The sequence below is a fragment of the Streptomyces sp. NPDC059456 genome, assembly GCF_042750055.1.
Lineage (GTDB): Bacteria > Actinomycetota > Actinomycetes > Streptomycetales > Streptomycetaceae > Streptomyces.
This window is the reverse complement of the sequence record NZ_JBHYVA010000508.1, coordinates 1-6251: the sequence shown is the minus strand read 5'-3', so window position 1 is coordinate 6251 and position 6251 is coordinate 1. Positions and strand designations below refer to the sequence as shown.

Here is a 6251-nt window from a genome sequence, read left to right as displayed (position 1 = left end):
GGAACGGCTGGCACTTCATGCCGGCCGGGGGGGGGCCCCCCGCGCGCGCCCCCCCATCGCTGCGTCCGACAGGACGAACACGTCCTCGGCCCCGTCGAGCACGCCGCCGGACGGGTCGTCCGATCCGTCGCGGCGCACGACGTCCCGCTCGGGCATCAGGATGTCGCGGACGACGACCGCGCACAGGTAGAGCGTCGCCAGCAGGTGGACGGTGATCGCCAGCTGGTAGCCCTCCACGGGCAGGCCCTGGTGCTTGTCCCCGCTGGTCGTGTAGGCGAGGTACAGCCAGATCCCGAGGAAGTACACGACCTCGCCGGCCTGCCAGATCAGGAAGTCCCGCCAGCGCGGCCGGGCCAGCGCGGCCAGCGGGATGAGCCACAGCACGTACTGCGGCGAGTAGACCTTGTTGGCCAGGATGAAGGCGGCCACGACCAGGAACGCCAGCTGGGCGAAGCGGGGGCGGCGCGGGGCGGTCAGCGTGAGCACACCGATGCCGGCGCACAGCAGCAGCGTCAGGCCCGTCGCGTACGTGTTCGCGTCGTGCAGGGGGTTCCCGGAGCGCTGCGAGATGAGCAGCCACACGGAGCCGAAGTCGATCGGGCGTTCCTGGCTGAAGGTGTAGAACTTCTTCCAGCCGTCCCAGGCGAAGATCATGACGGGCAGGTTCACCACGAGCCACGAGACGGCCGCGCCGAGGGCGGCGGAACCGAACGCCCGCCACTTCCCGGCGCGCCAGCACAGCACGAACAGCACGCCGAGCAGCAGGACGGGATAGAGCTTGGCGGCGGTGGCCAGGCCGATGAAGACGCCGAAGAGCAGGGTGCGGCCGCGGGACCACATGAGCATCCCCGCGGCGGTCAGGGCGATGGCCAGCAGGTCCCAGTTGATCGTCGCGGTGAGCGCGAAGGCGGGCGCCAGGGCGAGGAGCAGCGCGTCCCAGGGCCGGCGGTGGTGGGTGCGCGCGACGCACACGGCGATGACCGCGGCGCAGGCCATCAGCATCCCCGCGTTGACCATCCAGTACATCTGCTCGCGGTGCTGGAGGGAGCCGCCGCCCGGGGTGAACCAGGACGCCACCTCCATGAAGAGCCCGGTGAGCACCGGGTACTCCAGGTACTCCATGTCGCCGGGCAGCCGGTCGAAGTAGGGCGTGAGGCCGTCGGCGAAGCCGCGTACGGAGAACAGGTGCGGGATGTCGGAGTAGCAGGCGTGGGTGTACTGGGAGCCGGCTCCCCGGAACCACGCCCAGTCGTAGCAGGGCAGCTTCTGCACCATGCCGAGCGCGAACATCCCCAGGGCGACCAGGACCACGACGCGGACCGGGGTCAGCCAGTGGCCGCCCAGCCGGGCGTAGCGGCCCATCGGGCCGCCGAGGAACTCGCTGCCGGCCGCGGCGACCTCGTCCTGCTGGGTGGGCAGTACGGGCCGGTCCTCGTGCACCTTCGTCATGCGCTCATCCTGCCGTACCGGGCCGGGCGTGCGGGAGGGCCGCCGCACGGTGTGCGACGGCCCTCGTCGGAGCAGGGGGGAGACGGGTCAGCCCGAGGTCCCCATGCTGGTCCCCCAGCTGGTGCCGCCCGGACGGCCCGGTCTGCCCGTCGGCGTGGACGACGGTGATCCGGTGGATCCGCCGCCGGGACCACCGCCGGGACCGCCGTTGGTGTTGCCGCCGTTGTTGTTGCCTCCGCTGCTGTCCGGGATGCAGTACAGCTCCCACGGCTTGCAGGTCGGCTTGCCGCCCTTGGACGGGGACGGGGAGACCGGCGGCGAGGAGCTCGCCGAGGGCGAGGGCATCGACGGGGACGGCGACGGGGAGAAGGACGGGGACGGCGAGGGGGCGCCGGAGGCGTCCGCGGTGACGCCGATCTTGTCGGCCTCCGGGAACTCCTTGACGGGGGTGCCCTTGAGCGCTTCCTTCATGTACTCGGTCCAGATGGCGGCCGGGATGTCACCACCGTGGATGGAGTCGACGCCGCCCACGCCGTTCATGGAGATCAGCTTCTTGTCCGCCGAGTTCGGGTCGGTGCGGAACAGGGCGACCGAGGTGGACAGCTCCGGGGTGTAGCCGACGAACCAGGCCGACTTGTTCTGGTCGGTGGTTCCGGTCTTGCCGGCGGCGGGCCGCGTGAAGCCGAGCTTCCTGACCTTGGTGCCGGTGCCGTTGTCGACGACGTTCTCCAGCACCTTGGTGACGTTGTCGGCGATGGCGTTGTCCATCGCCCGCTGCTCCTTGGGGGCCCCGAAGCCGGGCAGCTCCTTGCCGTCCTTCTCGACGCTCGTCACGGAGAACGGCTCGCGGTGGGTGCCGGAGGCCGCGAACGTGGCGTACGAGTCGGCCATGCGGATGGCGCTCGGGGTCGAGGTGCCGAGGGCGAACGAGGCGTCGTTGTTCGGGTTCATCGAGTCCTTGAGGATGCCCGTGGACGCGGCGACCTCCCGGACCTTGTTGTGGCCGACGTCGAAGACGAGCTGTGCGAACGGCACGTTGATGGACTTCTCCATCGCCTCGTTGAGGGTCACGTATCCGTAGGGGTAGGTGCTCTCGTTCTTCTGCTTGAACGGCTTGCCGGAGGCGTCCCGCAGCGGCTTGCCGTCGCGGTTGTTGATCACGGTCAGGTCGTTCGCGTTGTACTTGCTGTCGGCCGAGATGCCCTGGCCGTTCGAGTTCTGGGTGCCGTACTCCATCGCCGCCGCCAGGACGTACGGCTTCCAGGTCGATCCGACCGGGACGCCGATGGTGTTGGCGTTGTTGCTGAAGTACTTCTTGTCCATGCCCGGGCCGCCGTACAGGGCCACGATCGCCCCGGTCTTCACGTCCACGGAGGCGGCGCCGAACTGGACGAAGGTGTCGTACTCGGGGCGGGCCTTCTCGTCCAGGAAGTCGTTGCGGGTCTCCTCGACGGCCTTGACCAGGGCGTCCACCTTCGGCTTCTGGAAGGTGGTCTTGATCTGGTAGCCGCCGCGGGCCATCTCGTCGGCCGTGCTGTTCGTGACCTTCATCACGTACTGCTTGGCCGTCTCGACCAGGTAGCCGGTCTGCCCGGACAGGCTGCGGGCCTGCTCGGAGTCGATGATCTTGGGGAACTCGGTGAACTGGGCCCGCTCGGACTTCTGCATCCGGCCCACCGAGACCTCGCGGTCCAGCACCCAGGCCCAGCGCTCCTTGGCCCGCTCGGTGTTCTTCTCGGGGGTGGCGGCGGAACCGATGCCGCCGTCGGGGTTGTAGAGGTTGGGACCCTTGAGCACGGAGGCCAGGAAGGCGCTCTCGGACGGCGTGAGGTCCTTGCAGTCCTTGCCGAAGTAGGCCCGCGCGGCCGCCTGGATGCCGTAGGCGTCCCGGCCGTAGTACGCGGTGTTGAGGTAGCCCGCGAGGATCGTGTCCTTCTCCTCGGACACACCGAGCTTTATCGAGATGAAGAGCTCGGTGACCTTGCGCTTCAGCGTCTGGTCGGAGTCCAGGTACGTGTTCTTCACGTACTGCTGGGTGATCGTCGAGCCGCCCTGGGTGGATCCGCCCTTGGCCATGTTCCACACGGCACGGGCGATGCCCATCGGGTCGACGCCCTTGTCCGTCTCGAAGGACTCGTTCTCCGCGGAGATCACGGCGTTCTGCATCGACTTGGGGATCTTGTCGATGGGCACGATCTGGCGGTTCATCGAACCGCCGGTGGCCACCATCTGGGTGCCGTCCGCCCAGTAGAAGACGTTGTTCTGCGCCTGGGCCGCCTTGTTCGGGTCGGGCTTGTTCACCGAGGCGATGCCGATGCCGGCGCCCGCCGTGATGACGGCGAAGAAGCCGAGGGCCGTGCCGCAGACCAGCTTCCAGGACGGAAGGAACCGCTTCCAGCCGTCCCTGTCGGAGCGCGGGTAGTTGATCAGCCGCTTGTCCGGGCGGCCCGCGCCGCGGCCGGCGCCGCCGGCGGCGCCGCGGCCACGGCCTCCGGATCCGCGGGGAGCGGACCGGCGCGCCCCGGTACGGCCGGCGTGGCCCGGCGGCTCTGCGTACGGTCCGCTGTGGGACGCGGTGGGAACGTCACGTGCGGGCCCGGCACCCCGGCCAGGGCGCTGCTGGGCGGCCCGACGGGCCGCGGCACGTCCACCGCCGCCCTCGGGCTGCGACGGTTTGCGGCGGTGCTCGCTCATCGAACGACTACTCCTCGGGCAGGCGAGTGGCCTGGAAGCGGCAGGCGAATTCCGGTTCCCCCCGTTGTCATGGCCCACAGACTACGCACGCTCAAAACCCGAACAGTGCCGAAGTTCACCCCAAATCAGGCAACTCGCCTGGTACGAATTAGTGATGTGACGCCGGTCACTACGTCACCCCTTGTCGCCGAAGACGGCCCGTTCTATCGTCTGGATGTATCGAGCCGATACATCAGCTCGGTATAAAACTCAGGGGCGAAGGAGAGGCAGGCGGATGAGCAGGCGCTCAGGCATCCTCGAGTTCGCCGTCCTCGGCCTGCTTCGCGAATCCCCCATGCACGGATACGAGCTCCGCAAGAGGCTCAACACCTCGCTGGGGGTGTTCCGGGCGTTCAGCTACGGGACGCTCTATCCCTGCCTCAAGACGTTGGTCGCCAACGGCTGGTTGATCGAAGAACCGGGCAACGCCCCGGAAGACGCTCTCGCCACTTCACTCGCAGGGCGCCGCGCCAAGATCGTCTACCGGTTGACGGCAGCGGGGAAGGAGCACTTCGAAGAGCTCCTGTCCCACACGGGCCCGGACGCCTGGGAGGACGAGTCCTTCGCCGCGCGCTTCGCCTTCTTCGGCCAGACCGAGCGGGACGTGCGCATGCGGGTCCTGGAGGGCCGCCGCAGCAGGCTGGAGGAGCGCTTGGAGAAGATGCGCGCCTCTCTCGCCCGTACGCGGGAGCGCCTCGACGACTACACGCTTGAGCTGCAGCGACACGGAATGGAGTCCGTGGAGCGTGAAGTGCGCTGGCTGAACGAGCTCATCGAGAGTGAGCGGGCGGGACGGGATCAGAGACGATCCGGTCCGCCCGACGAAACTGCAAAGTGAGGCCTGCATCTCGCAGGCCTCGTCCGAGAACAAACAGGGAGCAACCGGAATGGGTTCGGTTCGCGTAGCCATCGTCGGCGTGGGCAACTGCGCCGCCTCGCTGGTGCAGGGCGTCGAGTACTACAAGGACGCCGACCCGGCGGCCAAGGTCCCCGGTCTGATGCACGTCCAGTTCGGCGACTACCACGTGCGCGACGTCGAGTTCGTCGCCGCGTTCGACGTCGACGCGAAGAAGGTCGGCCTCGACCTTTCGGACGCCATCGGCGCCAGCGAGAACAACACGATCAAGATCTGTGACGTCCCCAACAAGGGCGTGACCGTGCAGCGCGGCCACACCCTGGACGGCCTGGGCAAGTACTACCGCATGACGATCGAGGAGTCCGCCGAGACCCCGGTCGACGTGGTCCAGGTCCTCAAGGACCGTGAGGTCGACGTTCTGGTCTGCTACCTGCCCGTCGGCTCCGAGGACGCGGCGAAGTTCTACGCCCAGTGCGCCATCGACGCCAAGGTCGCCTTCGTCAACGCCCTCCCGGTCTTCATCGCCGGCACCAAGGAGTGGGCCGACAAGTTCACCGAGGCCGGTGTCCCGATCGTCGGCGACGACATCAAGTCGCAGGTCGGCGCCACCATCACGCACCGCGTGATGGCGAAGCTGTTCGAGGACCGCGGTGTCCGGCTCGAGCGCACCATGCAGCTCAACGTCGGCGGCAACATGGACTTCAAGAACATGCTGGAGCGCGACCGCCTGGAGTCGAAGAAGATCTCCAAGACGCAGGCCGTCACCTCGCAGATCCCGGACCGCGAGCTCGGCGAGAAGAACGTCCACATCGGCCCGTCCGACTACGTGGCGTGGCTCGACGACCGCAAGTGGGCCTACGTCCGCCTCGAAGGCCGCGCCTTCGGCGACGTCCCGCTGAACCTCGAGTACAAGCTCGAGGTGTGGGACTCCCCGAACTCCGCCGGTGTCATCATCGACGCCCTGCGCGCCGCGAAGATCGCCAAGGACCGCGGTATCGGTGGCCCGATCCTCTCGGCTTCGAGCTACTTCATGAAGTCCCCGCCGGTGCAGTACTTCGACGACGAGGCCCTGGCCAACGTCGAGAAGTTCATCAAGGGCGAGGTCGAGCGCTAAGTCGGACCCACGGGTCTTCGGACACCTGGTCTTCGGCTGTTCTTCCGCGGGGGGGGGGGCGGGGCGCGGGGCCCCGTGGGGCGGGGGGGGGGGCCCCCC

General features: G+C 68.4%; 4 protein-coding genes. 2 read left to right on the top strand and 2 right to left on the bottom strand.

Going from position 1 to position 6251, the window contains the following annotated elements; all coding sequences use genetic code 11:
- Window positions 1-15: 15 nt before the first annotated feature.
- Both ACFXA3_RS31875 and ACFXA3_RS31870 read right to left on the bottom strand, forming a co-directional pair.
- Window positions 16-1449 carry a glycosyltransferase family 87 protein gene (locus ACFXA3_RS31875; protein ID WP_385192443.1) on the bottom strand — a complete coding sequence of 478 codons (1434 nt, stop codon included), beginning with the start codon at window positions 1447-1449 and terminating at the stop codon, window positions 16-18.
- An 87-nt stretch (window positions 1450-1536) separates the two neighbouring features.
- Complete coding sequence (locus tag ACFXA3_RS31870; RefSeq protein WP_385192441.1) at window positions 1537-4143, bottom strand: transglycosylase domain-containing protein; 2607 nt, start codon at window positions 4141-4143, stop codon at window positions 1537-1539.
- Window positions 4144-4417: 274 nt separating this feature from the next.
- On the opposite strand from ACFXA3_RS31870, the gene ACFXA3_RS31865 reads away from it, so the two are divergent.
- Both ACFXA3_RS31865 and ACFXA3_RS31860 read left to right on the top strand, forming a co-directional pair.
- Window positions 4418-5020: a PadR family transcriptional regulator gene (locus ACFXA3_RS31865; protein WP_054227228.1), complete on the top strand. Its 603-nt coding sequence runs from the start codon at window positions 4418-4420 to the stop codon at window positions 5018-5020.
- 49 nt (window positions 5021-5069) lie between these two features.
- Window positions 5070-6152, top strand: coding sequence for an inositol-3-phosphate synthase (locus ACFXA3_RS31860; RefSeq protein WP_385192438.1), 1083 nt, complete (start codon window positions 5070-5072; stop codon window positions 6150-6152).
- Window positions 6153-6251 lie beyond the last annotated feature (99 nt).

Bases quoted from the DNA above. Each gene is read 5' to 3' on its own strand.
- ACFXA3_RS31875 (WP_385192443.1), bottom strand. From the start codon at position 1,449: ATGACGAAGGTGCACGAGGACCGGCCCGTACTGCCCACCCAGCAGGAC.
- ACFXA3_RS31870 (WP_385192441.1), bottom strand. From the start codon at position 4,143: ATGAGCGAGCACCGCCGCAAACCGTCGCAGCCCGAGGGCGGCGGTGGA.
- ACFXA3_RS31865 (WP_054227228.1), top strand. From the start codon at position 4,418: ATGAGCAGGCGCTCAGGCATCCTCGAGTTCGCCGTCCTCGGCCTGCTT.
- ACFXA3_RS31860 (WP_385192438.1), top strand. From the start codon at position 5,070: ATGGGTTCGGTTCGCGTAGCCATCGTCGGCGTGGGCAACTGCGCCGCC.